The sequence below is a fragment of the Actinoplanes sp. NBRC 101535 genome, assembly GCF_030269225.1.
Lineage (GTDB): Bacteria > Actinomycetota > Actinomycetes > Mycobacteriales > Micromonosporaceae > Actinoplanes > Actinoplanes rectilineatus.
Window position 1 is genome coordinate 20695 of sequence record NZ_BSSY01000019.1, and the last position, 13183, is coordinate 33877.

Annotated in this window: 19 protein-coding genes; 9 read left to right on the plus strand and 10 right to left on the minus strand. The window is 69.9% G+C overall.

What is annotated here, in order from left to right; genetic code table 11:
• Positions 1 to 33: 33 nt before the first annotated feature.
• Positions 34 to 795, minus strand: a complete 762-nt coding sequence (locus QSK32_RS36460; RefSeq protein WP_045740942.1) for a S1 family peptidase — start codon at positions 793 to 795, stop codon at positions 34 to 36.
• A gap of 85 nt (positions 796 to 880) precedes the next feature.
• On the opposite strand from QSK32_RS36460, the gene QSK32_RS36465 reads away from it, so the two are divergent.
• Complete coding sequence (locus QSK32_RS36465) at positions 881 to 1276, plus strand: hypothetical protein (RefSeq protein WP_285474503.1); 396 nt, start codon at positions 881 to 883, stop codon at positions 1274 to 1276.
• Here the strand turns inward: QSK32_RS36465 and QSK32_RS36470 are convergent.
• A complete protein-coding gene (locus QSK32_RS36470) occupies positions 1242 to 1451 on the minus strand; it encodes a Scr1 family TA system antitoxin-like transcriptional regulator (protein WP_045740940.1) in 210 nt (69 codons plus the stop codon). The genes QSK32_RS36465 and QSK32_RS36470 overlap by 35 nt on opposite strands.
• 304 nt (positions 1452 to 1755) lie before the next feature.
• Positions 1756 to 2322 (minus strand): GrpB family protein, encoded by a 567-nt coding sequence (locus QSK32_RS36475; RefSeq protein ID WP_285474504.1) that lies wholly within the window; start codon positions 2320 to 2322, stop codon positions 1756 to 1758.
• 389 nt (positions 2323 to 2711) lie between these two features.
• Between QSK32_RS36475 and QSK32_RS36480 the strand changes: the two genes are divergently transcribed.
• From QSK32_RS36480 to QSK32_RS36495, 4 genes are read left to right on the plus strand one after another with little or no spacing between them, the layout of a single operon-like run.
• Positions 2712 to 3230: a nucleotidyltransferase domain-containing protein gene (locus QSK32_RS36480; RefSeq protein WP_285474505.1), complete on the plus strand. Its 519-nt coding sequence runs from the start codon at positions 2712 to 2714 to the stop codon at positions 3228 to 3230.
• Between the two features lie 19 nt (positions 3231 to 3249).
• A complete protein-coding gene (locus tag QSK32_RS36485) occupies positions 3250 to 3675 on the plus strand; it encodes an SRPBCC domain-containing protein (RefSeq protein ID WP_285474506.1) in 426 nt (141 codons plus the stop codon).
• Entirely contained in the window at positions 3659 to 4075 is a 417-nt protein-coding gene (locus QSK32_RS36490; RefSeq protein WP_285474507.1) for an ArsR/SmtB family transcription factor, read from the plus strand. Before QSK32_RS36485 ends, QSK32_RS36490 begins: the two co-directional genes overlap by 17 nt.
• A complete protein-coding gene (locus QSK32_RS36495; RefSeq protein WP_285474508.1) occupies positions 3981 to 4655 on the plus strand; it encodes a DUF899 domain-containing protein in 675 nt (224 codons plus the stop codon). The genes QSK32_RS36490 and QSK32_RS36495 overlap by 95 nt, the downstream gene beginning before the upstream one ends.
• On the opposite strand, the gene bfr is transcribed toward QSK32_RS36495, so the two are convergent.
• The 4 genes from bfr to QSK32_RS36515 all read right to left on the minus strand — a co-directional run bounded on the left by bfr (position 4652) and on the right by QSK32_RS36515 (position 7706).
• Entirely contained in the window at positions 4652 to 5134 is a 483-nt protein-coding gene (bfr, locus tag QSK32_RS36500) for a bacterioferritin (RefSeq protein WP_045740935.1), read from the minus strand. The two genes, QSK32_RS36495 and bfr, sit on opposite strands and share 4 nt — an antisense overlap.
• A 51-nt stretch (positions 5135 to 5185) precedes the next feature.
• Complete coding sequence (locus QSK32_RS36505) at positions 5186 to 5374, minus strand: (2Fe-2S)-binding protein (RefSeq protein WP_045740934.1); 189 nt, start codon at positions 5372 to 5374, stop codon at positions 5186 to 5188.
• Between the two features lie 267 nt (positions 5375 to 5641).
• Complete coding sequence (locus QSK32_RS36510) at positions 5642 to 6700, minus strand: alkene reductase (RefSeq protein WP_285474509.1); 1059 nt, start codon at positions 6698 to 6700, stop codon at positions 5642 to 5644.
• Positions 6701 to 6857: 157 nt separating this feature from the next.
• Positions 6858 to 7706: a sigma-70 family RNA polymerase sigma factor gene (locus QSK32_RS36515; RefSeq protein ID WP_045740932.1), complete on the minus strand. Its 849-nt coding sequence runs from the start codon at positions 7704 to 7706 to the stop codon at positions 6858 to 6860.
• A gap of 82 nt (positions 7707 to 7788) precedes the next feature.
• On the opposite strand from QSK32_RS36515, the gene QSK32_RS36520 reads away from it, so the two are divergent.
• The gene (locus tag QSK32_RS36520) at positions 7789 to 8148 is read left to right on the plus strand and encodes a DoxX family protein (protein WP_045740931.1); all 360 of its coding nucleotides are present in this window, start codon (positions 7789 to 7791) and stop codon (positions 8146 to 8148) included.
• 290 nt (positions 8149 to 8438) lie between these two features.
• On the opposite strand, the gene QSK32_RS36525 is transcribed toward QSK32_RS36520, so the two are convergent.
• From QSK32_RS36525 to QSK32_RS36535, 3 genes are all read right to left on the minus strand, one after another.
• Positions 8439 to 8666: a hypothetical protein gene (locus tag QSK32_RS36525; RefSeq protein WP_285474510.1), complete on the minus strand. Its 228-nt coding sequence runs from the start codon at positions 8664 to 8666 to the stop codon at positions 8439 to 8441.
• A 48-nt stretch (positions 8667 to 8714) separates the two neighbouring features.
• Entirely contained in the window at positions 8715 to 9365 is a 651-nt protein-coding gene (locus tag QSK32_RS36530; protein ID WP_285474511.1) for an HAD family hydrolase, read from the minus strand.
• Between the two features lie 167 nt (positions 9366 to 9532).
• Entirely contained in the window at positions 9533 to 10108 is a 576-nt protein-coding gene (locus QSK32_RS36535) for an HD domain-containing protein (protein WP_285474512.1), read from the minus strand.
• Between the two features lie 60 nt (positions 10109 to 10168).
• Between QSK32_RS36535 and QSK32_RS36540 the strand changes: the two genes are divergently transcribed.
• The 3 genes from QSK32_RS36540 (at position 10169) to QSK32_RS36550 (ending at position 13173) form a co-directional block, all read left to right on the plus strand.
• Complete coding sequence (locus QSK32_RS36540) at positions 10169 to 11692, plus strand: alpha/beta hydrolase (protein ID WP_285474513.1); 1524 nt, start codon at positions 10169 to 10171, stop codon at positions 11690 to 11692.
• Between the two features lie 225 nt (positions 11693 to 11917).
• Complete coding sequence (locus QSK32_RS36545) at positions 11918 to 12460, plus strand: DUF4956 domain-containing protein (protein ID WP_245673845.1); 543 nt, start codon at positions 11918 to 11920, stop codon at positions 12458 to 12460.
• Positions 12457 to 13173, plus strand: a complete 717-nt coding sequence (locus tag QSK32_RS36550; protein ID WP_045740750.1) for a polyphosphate polymerase domain-containing protein — start codon at positions 12457 to 12459, stop codon at positions 13171 to 13173. The genes QSK32_RS36545 and QSK32_RS36550 overlap by 4 nt, the downstream gene beginning before the upstream one ends.
• Positions 13174 to 13183 lie beyond the last annotated feature (10 nt).

The following is a 13183-nucleotide window of genomic DNA, read 5'->3' on the forward strand; positions in this document are numbered from 1 at the left end:
GCCGCCTCTTCCGGCGGCCGCGGTCGTTTCGTGTCACTGCGTCTTCACCGTGTCCTTGATCCAGGACGCGATGTTGTCGGTCCGGGCGGCGCTCTCCGTCGCGGAGTGCGGGCAGCTCGGACCGTTGCTGACCACGGCCACCAGCACCGGGGCGCGGTGCTTCTTCTCGATGAAGTACGGGCCGCCCGAGTCGTACGGGCACGGGGTGGTGTCCGCGGCGGGCGCGTAGCCCTTGACCCCGACCACCGTGTCCGTCACCTCGACGACCTGCAGCTTGCCGGTGAGCAGCCGGGTGGACGGTGTCGGGTTCACACTGGTGGTGGACCCGTACCCGGTGAGCCGCAGAATGTCCCCGACGTCGGCCGGGGACGTCCCGACCTTGATCGGCTTGATGCCGCGGACCGGCCGTTCCAGCTTGGCCAGCGACACGTCGGCGGTCTTCGACTGCCGGACCGCCACCACCTTGACCTCCACCCCACCGCTGCCGGTGAGATCGGTACGGCCGACGGTGGCCGTGGTCAGATCGGCGACCGGGTACTCCTGCCGCACCCCGTCGAAGGTGCGGAAACAGTGCCCGGCGGTGATCACCCACTGCGGTGCGACCAGGGCGCCGGAGCAGGCGCTGTTCCGGCGGCCCCCGTCCGCGGTGGGGATGCCCGTCATCGTGAGTTTGGTGGAGAACCGGTACTTACCGTCCGGCACCGGCTCCCCGTTGGCGATGGCGTGTGCCGGCGCGGCGACGGCCCCGAGGATCAGGGCCGCCCCCGCGGCGATCACACTGGCTTTTCGCAACATTCATCGACCGTAATGCCAGCGAGCAAGATCGGCATCTGGAGTTGGTCCACTACGGACGGTCAGCAAGCGTGTGACGAGGGACGATGTGAACGAGTACGTGACGGCCGGCTTCGTGGCCGGCGGTCTGTGGCGGCCGCCCCGGGTGCCGTCACCGGTGCTGGCGGTGGAGGTGCCGACCGGGCGGGCCGCGGAGATCGCCGGCTGGTTCGACCACCCGCACCCGGTCCGCGACAACCTGACCGCCCGCACCCCGCCGCTCGCGGGGCAACACCTGGGGTTCGAGGTTCTCGGCCACGAGGCGATGGGCGGGCAGTTCCACACGTGGCTCTGCTACAACAAGGAGCTCCGCGTCGGCGCGCACGGCCTGCTCACCACCCTCGACGAGGCGGACCGGACCGCCGCGCTCGGCGACGGCGACGACCAGATCACCTGGTTCGCCGTCCGCCTCACGGCGGTTCAGGGTTTCCGCAGCATTCGGTGAGCACGGCCAACTGCCGGAAGGCCCGGAGGACCAGTTGCGCATAGCCGTGGGTCTGCAGCGCCCCGGGCACCAGTGAATGGCCGAAGACACGGATGCAGGTGGCACCGGCCTCCCAGTCCGCAAGCGTCTTCTGCTGCACGGCCAGGCCTGTCGACGCCGGCCGCCAGTCGGTCATCCGGTCGAAGGATCGGGACGCCCGTGCGACCAGCGCCTGGGTTCCGCGTCGCCCGCGCCGAGGGCACGGGCGATCGCGTCGACGTCATCCGGGCTGAGCGAGCCCTTTCCCCGTCCTTCCCACCGCTACCGTCACCAGCGGTGCCGCCGGCTGGCTGTCGATCGCCGCGGGCAGCAACATCCCGGCGGACGTCCTCACCGCGGGCAGCAACATCCCGGCGTCCGCCCTCACCGCGGGCGGCGCCTTCGCGGGCGCGGTCGGACTGCTGCCGGCCGTGGCGCACTACGCCCGCGGATCGTGAGCCTCACGGCTTCCAGCCGGTGACCGCCGCCCACTCCTCGGCAACCGTGACGACCAGGTCCACCACCGGGTCCTTCAGGTCGGTGTAGACGTCGACGTCGGGGATCTCGGCGGCCAGAGACTGCTTGAAGCGGGCGTACGCCGGCACCGCCCGCGGGTGGGCGCGGAACCAGTCGCGGAACAGCAGGGCCAGGCGCTCGTTCGGGGAGCCGGCCAGGCGGCAGTGCAGGTTGACCGGGGGCAGGCCGGGGGTTCGACGGTTCCAGTAGCGTTTCACCCAGAGCGACTGCGGGTCGTCCGAGCCGGCCGGCACGTGATCGTGCTGGTACGGCATCCGGGTGAAGCCGAGCGTCGTGAGCGGCCCGTCGAAGGCTGCCGCGGCGGTGTTCAGGTCGGCGACGCTCAGCTGCAGGTCGTAGATCGGTTTGGCGGCCATGCCGGGGATCGAGGTGCTGCCGATGTGTTCGACGCGCAGGGCGGCCGGGCCGAGCAGGGCGGCGATCTCCCCGGTCAGGGCGGCGGCGCCCTGCTGCCACTGCGGATCGTGATCGACGACGATGGGTGTGGACACCCCCAGCACCCTAGACATGTTTCGTCGTCAGGGTGCGAAGCCCGTCCGCGTGGTGATTTCAGGCGCGCTGGACGCCCCAATTCACCACACCCGTGGCGGTGTGTTGATTACGGGCGCGCTGGACGCCCCAAATCACCACACCCCTGGTGGTGTGGTGAATACGGGCGCGCTGGACGCCCCAAATCACCACACCCCTGGCGGCGTGGTGAATACGGGCGCGCTGAGCGCCCGAAATCACCACAGAGGCAGACCCTGACTGCGAAAGACGTCCAGCGTGCCGTCCTCATCCGATCACGACTCGCTCCGGGCCGTGGCGCGGCGATGCGGGTCCGCATCCCGCATCCCGCCGCCGGCCGAACCGGCAAGCCGATGATCGTTACCATGCCCGGATGGCTCTGCACGACGACCAGCTGGCCGCGATCGCCGACGTCGCCGCGATCGGGGCGCCGGTGTGGCTGCGCGGCGGCTGGGCGATGGACTTCTTCCTCGGCCGGATCACCCGCGAGCACCGGGACGTGGACTTCTTCGCCTGGGCCGCCGACGCCCCGCGGATCATCGAGAAGATCACCGCGATGGGGTACGCGCTGCTGCCGGAACCGCCGCACGACCAGCAGCTGGACTTCCTCCGCGACGGCGTGGACCTGAGTTTCGCCCTTGTGGACCGGGACGAGGCGGGACACGTGGTGGTGGCGGGCGGCCCGTGGGCGGGCGAACGGTGGCCGGACGGCATGCTCGACGGGCCGGCCGCGACCCTCGGGGGCATCCGGTTCGCGGTCGTCGACCCGTACGCCCAGATGGAGATCAAGCGACGCATGCCGGAGTGGGTCCCGGGTCTGCCGAGGCGGCCGAAGGACGCCGAGGATGTCGCCCGGCTGGCCGCGGCTCTCGGGGTTGTCGCAACCGATTAGTTGCTATACCGTCGGTGACATGGCATTCCCCGACCGGATCGAGCGCACTCTGCACCTGCCGCACCCGCCCGAAAAGGTGTGGGCGGCCCTGACCACCGCCGCGGGGCTGGGCGCCTGGTTCGGCCACTCGGCCGAGGTCGACCTGCGCGTCGGCGGGCTGATCAAGCTGGCGTGGGACAGCGGCGACGCCGCGACGCTGACCATCGAGCGCCTCGAGGAGCCGCGGTTCTTCGGCTACACGTGGCGGATCCAGGGCCTGCCGGAGGGCGATCCGCGGCGCACCTACGTCGAGTTCACCCTGCGGCCCAGCGTCGCCGGGACCACGCTGATCGTGGTCGAGACCGGCTTCGCCCAGTTGCCTGACTCCAGCGCCCACGCGGGCAACACCCAGGGCTGGCGGCACGAACTGGGCGAGTTGGTGGCATACCTTGACGGACGACTCTGAATTCGTCGCCCAGGAGGTCTTCACCGCGCTGGCCGACCCGACCCGGCGGGCGATCCTGGCCGCGCTCTCCACCGGCGGCCCGGCGACCGCGACCGACCTGGCCGGGAGCCTGCCGATCAGCCGGCAGGCCATCGCGAAGCATCTCGGCCTGCTCGCCGACGCCGGCCTGATCACGGCGGTGCGGGGTGAGCGGCGCCGGATCCGCTATCGGCTCGACTCCACACCGATGAGGGTGGCGCAGCGGTTCCTCGCCGCGCTGGCCCGGGACTGGGACGGCCCACTGGCCGCCCTGAAGGAGCATCTAGATGACGATATTTCCGGACATCGTGACGCGGGCGGAGTGGCAGAAGGCTCGCGCGGAACTGCTGATCCAGGAGAAGGACCTGACCCGGGCACGTGATCGGGTCAACGAGGCCCGGCGCCGGCTGCCGATGGTACGCGTCTCCGACGACTACCGATTCTTCGGCCCGCATGGCGCGGTCACGCTCGGCGACCTCTTCGACGGCCGTGACCAGCTGATCGTCCACCACTTCATGTTCGCTCCGGACTGGGAGACCCCCTGCCCGAGCTGTTCCTCGGCCGCCGACGGCATAGCCGGCCTGCGCCTGCTGCACGCCCGCAACACCACCCTGGTGGCCGTCTCCCGGGCCGCCTACCCGAGGATCGCCGCCGTCCAGCAGCGGATGGGCTGGACCTTCCCGTGGTACTCGTCGGACGGCGAGAGCTTCAACCGCGACCACCTGGCCACCCGCGACGACGGCGAATGGCCCGGGATCAGCGTCTTCCTGCGCGCCGGCGACGAGGTCTTCCACACCTACTCGACCTACCTGCGCGGCATCGAGGAGTTCCACAACCAGTACCCGTACCTGGACCTGACCGCCCTCGGCCGCCAGGAACACTGGGAGAAACCGCACGGCCGCGCCACTCCCCTGGGCCGCCAGGTGGGCGGCCCAGGGATGCGACTGCCTGACGAGTACTAGCCCGCCTCCGGGTGCTCCGTGACGTTCTGCAGGTAGAGCGCCTCACCCAGCTTCTCGATCAGCGCGAGCTGAGTCTCCAGGTAGTCGACGTGGTGCTCCTCGTCGGCCAGGATGTCCTCGAAGATCCGCGCCGACGTGACGTCACCGATCGACCGCATGTACTCCAGGCCCCGGCGCAGGCGGTCGACCGCCTCCACCTCGACCTTCATGTCGCACTCGAACTGCTCCTTGACCGTCTCGCCGATGCGCAGCGCGAACAGCTTCTGGTAGTTCGGCAGGCCCTCGAGGAACAGGATCCGGTCGGTGAGGACCTCGGCGTGCCGCATCTCGTCGATGGACTCCGCTTTGGTGTGTTTCGCGAGCACGGTGTATCCCCAGTTCTCCTGCATCTTGCCGTGCAGGAAGTACTGGTTGATCGCGGTCAGTTCCGCGGTCAGCTGCTCATTCAGGAACTCGATGACACGAGCGTCACCTTGCATGCCGATTACCCCCGTTAGGATTGCTCGGGGAAATCGTACATTTCTGGCAAACTAGGCGACGGCAGAAAGCGGCGTGTCGGCGGTTTCCTCCTCGATCAGGTCAGCGATCCGGTCCAGGCAGCTGCCGCATCCCGTCCCTGCTCCGCAGGCGTCACCGACCGCTTCCTCGGAGCGGGCGCCGCAGCGGATCGCGTCGCGCACATCCCGTTCCCGGACGCGGTGACAAATGCAGGCGAACATAGGGCAGCGTTCCTTTGTTTTCGGTAAGCCTTACCTTTCTGAGGCTGCCCTAACGTGACGAATCCCGCAAGATCCTGAATTGCGACGTGCAACACCTGTGAGCGTTTCGGTCACCCTGGGTGAGAATCAGAAAACCCCTTTGGGGGTACGACCTACGCACTCCCGGAAAAACCACACCTCCCGTGGCTGACTCGCGAGCGGCTGCCCACTCACGGTCCGTGCCGCGTCCTCCGGCGGCTGTGGGCGGTCACCCTACGTGGCTCGCCGCTACGCGGGAAGAGCCGGGTAGTCGGTGTATCCCCGCTCCCCGCCGCCGAAAGCGGTCTTCCGGTCCATCTCGTTGAACGGCCCACCAGCCGCCAGCCGGGCCGGCAGATCCGGGTTCGCCAGGAACAGCGTCCCGAACGCCACCAGATCGGCCAGACCGTCCTCGATCAGCGCCAGACTCTCCGGCCCGGTCGGCTTCGTGTGCGGGTTCAGGATGAACGCACCGGCCCACCGGTCCCGCAGCCGCCGGGTCAGCCCCCGGTCCGGGCTCTCGATCAGGTGCAGGTAGCCGATGCCCGCCGCGGTCAACTCGTCGAGCAGCGTCGCGTACAACTCATCGGTGTTCTCCTCCACGATGTCGTGGTACGACCGGTCCGGTGAGATCCGGAACCCGACCCGGTCCCCGCCGATCGCCGTGGCCACCGCCCGGGCCACCTCAGCCCCGAACCGCACCCGCCCCTCGATCGAGCCGCCCCACGCGTCGTCGCGCAGGTTGGCGTTCGACGACAGGAACTGCTGGATCAGGTATCCGCTCGACCCCTGGATCTCCACCCCGTCGAACCCGGCCGCGATCGCGTTCCGGGCCGCCCGCGCGAAACCCTCGACGACCCGCGCGATCCCGGCCTCGTCGAGCGCGACCGGCACCGGAAACCCGACCGCCCCGGCAGCGGTGTAGACCTTCCCGTCCGCGGCGACCGCCGACGGCCCGACCGGCAGCAGCCCGTCCGGCAGCAGACTCGGGTGACTGATCCGCCCGGTGTGGGTGAGCTGCGCGAAGATGACACCGCCCGCCGCGTGCACCGCGTCGGTGACCGTGCGCCATCCCGCGACCTGCTCGTCCGAGTGCAGCCCCGGCGTGTCCGCGAACCCCTGCCCCTCGGGCGACGGCTGGGTGCTCTCGGTGACGATGAGTCCCGCGGAGGCCCGCTGCGCGTAGTAGGCCGCCTGCAACTCCCCGGGCACCCGCCCCTTCGCCCGGCTGCGTGTCATGGGCGCCATCACGATCCGGTTGGCCAGCTTGAGGCCGCCCAGATCAAACGAGTCGAACGCGTGAGCCATCCGTCGATCCTCCACGGGTATGGTCGGGTCCCCCAACCTAGCCTCCAATGATCAACAGCTCGTTTCCCCTCGGGGAACGGTCGGCCGACCTGTCCTGCCTGCAGGGCCGGGCCCGGTTGTCCGCCTACGGGATGATCGTCCCTGCGCTGAACGAGCGTCAGGCCGCTGCCGGCGGGGGCGGGAGCTCCAGCGCCGCCAGCCGCGACCGGTCGGTCAGTGAGGTGATCCGGGTCATCCGGCCGTTCTCGACCGTGCAGCGCATCAGGCCCACCGGCTGCCCGGCCGGGTTCCAGGCGAGGATGCCGGCCTGCCCGTCGACCAGGACACGGCGTGCCCGGAATCCGGTGCGGCCACCCCGCTCGACTGCCCGGACGACCTCGGCGCTGCCGGTCCGGACCGTGACCGCCCGCGCCCCGTGGGTCTCCCAGATCACGTCCGGGTCGAGCACCTCGAGCAGCGCCGCGAAGTCCCCATCCCGGGCCGCGGCGAGGAACGCCTCGACCACCGCCCGCTGACGGCGCCGGTCCGCGGCCGGGCCGGTGGCCGCACCCCGCACCTTGCGCCGGGCCCGGCTGGCGGTCATCTTGGCGGCGTCCGCGGATCTACCGATCACCGGCCCGATCTCGGCGAACGGCATCGCGAACAGATCGTGCAGCACGAACGCGATCCGCTCGTCCGGTCGCAGCGACCCGAGCACGGTCAGCAGCGCCAGCCCGAGCGCCTCGGCCCGGATCGCGTCCCCTTCCGGATCGTCGTCGGCGACCACCGCGACCGGCATCGTGAACGGCACCTCGGCCTTGGCCGACCGGGACCGCAGATGGTCGATGCTGAGCCGCCCGACCACGGTGGTCAGCCAGGCGGCCACGTTGTCGATGCTGCCCGGCTCCTGCCGGGCGAACCGCAACCACGCCTCCTGCACCACGTCCTCGGCGTCGGCGCGGCTGCCGAGCACCCGGGCCGCCACCGCCGTCAGCCGCTCCCGGTGCCCCTCGAACTCGTCGGCCATCGTCTGTTACCTCTCCTCGTCGGCTCCCGTCATCACTGCGACGAGCCCGGCGGGGCTCAGGTAACCGCCCGAGGAGGACCCCGTGAACACCCTTCTATGGATCATCACCGGCCTGCTGGCCGCCGCCTTCACCATCGGTGCACTCAGCCAACTGCTCCTGACCCGGGAGAAATACCGCACCCTGGGCCGCGGCCAGCACTGGGTCGACGACTTCGACGCCACGCAGCTGAAAACCATCGGCGCCGTCAAACTCCTGGGCTGCGCCGCCCTGATCGTCCCGCCCCTGACCCCGGTAGGAGCCTCAGCTCTGGCCCTGTTCATGGCGGGCGCCGTCACCACCCGCTTCCGCCGCCACGAGTGGACCTACCTCCCCGGCGACCTGGCGTACCTGTCCCTGTTCCTCTTCGTAGCCTGGGGCCGCTTCTCCACAGGCAGCAGCTAGACACCTTTCGTCGTCAGAGCACGAAGCCCATCCGCGTGGTGACTTCGGGCGCGCTGGACGCCCGAACTCACCACACCCGTGGGAGCGTGTTGATTACGGGCGCACAGCACGCCCAAACTCACCACACCCATGGAGGCGTGTTGACTACGGGCGCACAGCACGCCCAAACTCACCACACCCATGGAGGCGTGTTGATTACGGGCGGGAGGGGCGGCTGAAGTCACCACGCGGAACCTGATGACGAAAAGTGTCTGGCCTCCCGCCTGTGTGCATGTGCGGATGCGCCTGTGTCACCGGCGGAGCAGGGACCGCTTGAGGCTCTCCGGCATCGGATCGTCGACCAGCGGATCCGGCCGGTCCGCCCAGCGGGTCCACACGCGATCGCAGGCGCGGCACCACAGCGGTGTCTTGCAGACGCGCTTCTGGTCATCCTCGCGAAGGCACAGAAGAAACCCGAGCAGCCGCAGATTCCCCTCGCAAACCGGACAGGTTTCATCCTGCTCCACGGGGTCTGTCACGCCGCCAGCGTGGTCCAGCCTTCGCCGCCCGTCAAGCCGAAACGGCCGTCAAGCCGAAACGGCCGGGCCGGAGTTCGCGACCAGGGCCAGCGCAGCATCGATGTCCGCGGCGACGTGCGTGGGGCGGTACGCCCGTTCGGTCCACTCCCGCCCGTTCGCCACCCAGACGGTGGTCAGCCCCAGCGCGGCGGGTCCGGAGACGTCGGCGCCGGCCGAGTCGCCGACCATCCACGCGCCGTCCAGCGGCACACCCGCCCGCCGCGCCGCCAGCTGGAAGATCTCCGGCGAGGGTTTGCGGCAGCCCGCCTCCTCGGAGATCACCCACGCGTCGGCCAGCCGGTCGAGGCCGGAGTTGACGAGCTTCGCGTGTTGCTGCGCGGTCCGCCCGTTGGTGACGATCACTTTCGGCCACGGGATGGCGCGCAGGGCCGCGGCGACCGCGGGGGCGAGCGTCACCCGGCCCGCCCCACCGTCGTCGAGCAGCCGTGTGACGGCCCGGCCGTCCACTCCGGGAAACCGGGCGTTCATCGCCTCGGCCACCGCCGGGCGGGGTGTGAACCCGCTGCCGTCCACCTCCATCACCCACCCGAGGTCGCCGGGCGGCAGGTCGTACTCGTGCAGGAACGCGACGACCGCCTCCCGGAACGCCGCGTCCCGGTCGATCAGTGTGTTGTCCAGGTCCATCATCAGCAGTGCCACGATCCCCGCCTCGTCCTCCGGCCCCGCCGCCCGGAGCGGCCACCCCGAGTCTCACCCGTGGTCCGGCCGGGCCGGTTCCGGCGCCACCATCATGGCCCCGGCGACGCCGGCGACAAGTGCCACGGATCGATGCGTGAGCGGCGGTAGCAAGCGTTCGTAGACAGTGTCTACGCCCGGATCGGGTGCCCGAACTCCTTCGCCAGCGCCTCCAGGTCGGGTTCGCCGTACGTCGTCACCATGTCGGCGAACCGAACCGCCTTGTCGGCGCCGAAGCGGGCCACGCTCGCCGCGAAGGAGGCCGCCGTGACGAAGCCGGGGGTGCCGCCCTTGCTGTGGAACTTGTCGGCGTACATCACGATCTCCTCCTCCGGGGTGTCGGCGAGGTAGTCGGCCACCGGCAACGGCAGGCCCTGCTGTACGACGTCGTCGCACGTCACGCCGACGCCGGTGTGGTGGGCGCAGAAACGGCTCAGCACGTCCGGCAGTTCCAGCCCGTGCAGCCACTGCTCGCCGAGCACGCCGTGCCGCACGTAGTGCTCGCCGGCCGCCAGGCGGTAGACGCCGATGTCGTGCAGCAGCGCGCCGGCCCGGACCAGGGCGAGGTCGACGCCGGGCGGGGCCACCTGTTCGGCGATGCGGCAGACGATCCGGCAATGGGTCCAGACGAGGTCGAACGCCTCGGCACTGGGGGCAGCCTGTTCGTGCAGCTCACGGATTTGCTGGTCACTGGGAACGATCACCATCCCATGATCCCAGACCGTACGGGGCAACGAGGAATTTACATACATGAGACCGTGGCGGGCATGGCCCACCTCTCTCGCATCGGCGAGGCGGCCGCGATCAGTACCGCCGCGATCGTCGCCGCCGCCGTCGCCGTCCCGACCGGAGCATCCGCCACCCCATCGATCACCTGGTCCGCCTGCGCCGAGACCGAGCTGTCCGGTTTCGACTGCGCGGCCTACGAGGTGCCGCTCGACCACGACGAGCCGCGCGGCGCCACCACCACGATCGCCCTCGCCCGGCGGCCCGCCGACGATCCCGCGCACCGGATCGGCACGCTCTTCGTGAACCCGGGCGGTCCGGGCGGCGCCGGGCGCGGCATGGTCACCCGGGCGGCCGACATCGCCTCGCCCGCGGTGCTCGCCCGTTTCGACCTGGTCGGTTTCGACCCGCGCGGCATCGGGGGAAGCGACCCGGTGCAGTGCCATCCGACCGAGGAGGAGGCGGCCGCCGTCCTGGACCGGGTCACCGGTGTGCCGCTGACCGCGGCCGAGATCAGCGAGACCCTGGCTGCCCGGTACGAGTACACCGAGGCCTGTAAGGCGAACATGGGCCCGCTGCTCACCCACATGAGCACGGTGAACGTGGCGCAGGATCTCGACCGGCTGCGCCGCGCGGTGGGCGACGACAAATTGACCTACCTCGGGTTCTCCTACGGGACGCTGCTCGGCGCCACCTACGTGAACCTGTTCCCGCAGCGGGTCCGGGCGGTCATCCTGGACGGCAACGTCGACCCGGAGCAGCGCACCGATCACCGCCTGGAGAACAAGTTCGACCGGGCCGGCGGGTTCGAGATCGCCCTGTCCGGTTTCCTGGCGGCCTGCGACGAGGCCGGTGCGGCCTGCCCGTTCGCGGGTGACGCCCGGGTGAGGTTCGACGCACTGCGCGAGCGGTTCCGGCAGGGTCCGGTGACGATCCCGGGACTCGGCGAACGCACGATCGACGATTTCACCGAGTTCATCGGGGAGACGCTGTACGACATGGCCGAGTTCCCGGAGACGGCGGCGACCCTCCAACTGGTGTACCAGGTGGTGTTCGGCCAGTCCGCCAGGAAGATCACCGACGTCACCTTCCCGAAGTCGTCCGGACTCCCGTCGGACGACGCGTACGGGTTCAACTCGCTGGACGCCTCGCTCGCGGTGAACTGCTCGGACAACCCGCTGCCCCGGAACCCGGCCGCCTATCCGGCGATCGCGGACCGGTTCGAGGCGGCGCACCGCACGTTCGGGCGGGCCGAGGCGCTGAGTGAGGCCGGCTGTGCGAACTGGCCGCGGATCACCGAGCGTTATCACGGCCCGTGGAACAAGCGGACCGCGAACACGGTGCTGCTGCTGAACCCGACCTTCGACCCGGCTACGCGGTACGACTTCGCGCTCCGGATGAACCGAGAGCTCGGCAACGCGCGGCTGCTGACGCTCGACGGGTTCGGGCACACCACCCGCTACAGCCAGTGTGTGACCGACTGGAAATCCCGCTATCTGCTGAACGGCGACGTGCCCCCGGCGGGCACTCGGTGCACTCAGGACACCCCGCCTTTCCCGGGCTAACCAGAAAGAACACCCCGCGGCGCCGGCCCTGACAGGGCCGGCGCCGCTCTGCGTTCACAGCGTTCTTTGAGCTTCCTCTGAGGTTCGCAAACCTACCCAGGCCCTAGGAAAGGGCTTACCGTAACCATTCAAGTTCATCGATGAGTCACCCGCTGTTCACCTTGAGTACCAGGAGGTCGCACCACTATGCCCCGGCTCGCACTCTTTGCGATAGACCTTGTCGCGGTGTCCATCCTGGTCTTCGGCCTGTACTTCCCCCGTCACCGCCGCCGTGACCTGGTCGTCGCGTACCTCGGGGTGAACGTCGGCGTGCTCGCCGTCGCCGGCTCGCTGAGCTCCAGCACCGTCGGTGCGGGCCTCGGCCTCGGCCTGTTCGGCGTACTCTCGATCATCCGGCTGCGCTCGACCGAACTCGACCAGCACGAGGTGGCGTACTACTTCTCGGCCCTCGCGCTCGGCGTCCTCGGCCCGCTCAGCGGCGGTCCCGCCTGGCTGGCCCCCTCGCTGATGGGCCTGATCCTGGTGGTGATGTTCCTCGGCGACCACCCGCGGCTGCTGCGCACCTACCACCGGCAGACGCTGGTGCTGGACACCGCGATCGTCGAGCAGACGGCACTGATCGCCAAACTCGAACAGGTCCTCGGCGCCCGCGTCCACAAGGCCACCGTGGAACGGGTCGACCTGGTCAACGAGACGACCATCGTCGAGGTGCGGTACTCGTACCCCCAGAACCGCAAGGCGGACGCCCTGGCCGGAGCGCACCGATGAAGGTCCTGGATCCCATCTCGCTGGCCGAACTCACCGAGAAGGCCGCACTGCAGACCCGGGTCGACCGCAAGTACGTGCTGCCCCGCGACGCCGCCCTGCAGATCATGGGAACGGTCGATCCGCGGACCCGGGTGCTGGAGATCGGCGGCGAGCGCGCCTTCCGCTACCGGTCGGTCTACTTCGACACCCCGGACCTGATCAGTTTCCGCCTCACCGCGCATCGCCGCCGGCGCCGATTCAAGGTCCGGACCCGGACGTACGTGGACTCGGCCGCCTGCTGGTTCGAGGTCAAGACCGAGGGGTACCGGGGCGGAACGGTCAAGGACCGGCTGCCCTACGAGCTGGACCACCAGGACAGCGTCGAGGCCGGGCTCCCGTTCGTCGAGGAGATCCTGGGCAGCGCCTATCCGCTGGTCCCGACGCTGGTCACGCACTACCGGCGGACCACGCTGTACCAGCCGGCCGGGAACTCGCGCGCCACCGTCGACGTGGACCTGAGCTGGACCTGCGCCGACGGCATCGGCCTGTTCCTGCCGGACATCGCGATCGTCGAGACGAAGACCAGTTCCGCCGCTTCCCCGATCGACCGGTTGCTGTGGGCCCGTGGGCACCGCCCGGTCAGCATCTCCAAATACGCCACCGGGCTGGCCGCGCTGCGCCCCGAGCTGCCGGCCACCCGATGGAGTCGCACTCTGAGGCGACATTTCCGCTAGTCACCATCCA

Coding starts and splice junctions, on each gene's coding strand:
- QSK32_RS36505 (WP_045740934.1), bottom strand. CDS start 5,374: ATGTTCGCCTGCATTTGTCACCGCGTCCGGGAACGGGATGTGCGCGAC.
- QSK32_RS36485 (WP_285474506.1), top strand. CDS start 3,250: ATGGCATTCCCCGACCGGATCGAGCGCACTCTGCACCTGCCGCACCCG.
- QSK32_RS36515 (WP_045740932.1), bottom strand. CDS start 7,706: ATGGCCGACGAGTTCGAGGGGCACCGGGAGCGGCTGACGGCGGTGGCG.
- QSK32_RS36540 (WP_285474513.1), top strand. CDS start 10,169: ATGGCCCACCTCTCTCGCATCGGCGAGGCGGCCGCGATCAGTACCGCC.
- QSK32_RS36480 (WP_285474505.1), top strand. CDS start 2,712: ATGGCTCTGCACGACGACCAGCTGGCCGCGATCGCCGACGTCGCCGCG.
- QSK32_RS36495 (WP_285474508.1), top strand. CDS start 3,981: ATGACGATATTTCCGGACATCGTGACGCGGGCGGAGTGGCAGAAGGCT.
- QSK32_RS36550 (WP_045740750.1), top strand. CDS start 12,457: ATGAAGGTCCTGGATCCCATCTCGCTGGCCGAACTCACCGAGAAGGCC.
- bfr (WP_045740935.1), bottom strand. CDS start 5,134: ATGCAAGGTGACGCTCGTGTCATCGAGTTCCTGAATGAGCAGCTGACC.
- QSK32_RS36460 (WP_045740942.1), bottom strand. CDS start 795: ATGTTGCGAAAAGCCAGTGTGATCGCCGCGGGGGCGGCCCTGATCCTC.
- QSK32_RS36510 (WP_285474509.1), bottom strand. CDS start 6,700: ATGGCTCACGCGTTCGACTCGTTTGATCTGGGCGGCCTCAAGCTGGCC.
- QSK32_RS36470 (WP_045740940.1), bottom strand. CDS start 1,451: ATGACCGACTGGCGGCCGGCGTCGACAGGCCTGGCCGTGCAGCAGAAG.
- QSK32_RS36535 (WP_285474512.1), bottom strand. CDS start 10,108: ATGGTGATCGTTCCCAGTGACCAGCAAATCCGTGAGCTGCACGAACAG.